The following is a 227-nucleotide window of genomic DNA, read 5'->3' as shown; positions in this document are numbered from 1 at the left end:
GAGCCGCATCGTCGAGATCGCGGACGCCCCCGCGTTCTTCGGCGGCCCGGGGCCCCGGCACCCGTACGCGCGCGGTCTCCTGAACGCCCTGCCCGACCGGGACTTCGCGCCGATCCCCGGCATGCCGCCCGAGCTGGGAGCGCTGCCCACCGGCTGCGCCTTCGCCGGGCGCTGTGACCGCGCCGACGCCGCGTGCGGGCAGCTGCCCCGGCTGCTCGACGGTGTCG

The 227-nt window shown here is 78.4% G+C and carries 1 protein-coding gene; it reads left to right on the top strand.

Translation table 11 applies throughout. The features are described from left to right. A partial coding sequence (locus tag GTW43_RS08035; protein WP_343245936.1) for an oligopeptide/dipeptide ABC transporter ATP-binding protein occupies window positions 1-227 on the top strand: 227 nt, incomplete at both ends.

Origin of the sequence: Streptomyces sp. SID5785 (assembly GCF_009870065.1) — a bacterium.
GTDB lineage: Bacteria > Actinomycetota > Actinomycetes > Streptomycetales > Streptomycetaceae > Streptomyces.
This window is presented reverse-complemented; position numbering and strand designations above follow the sequence as displayed.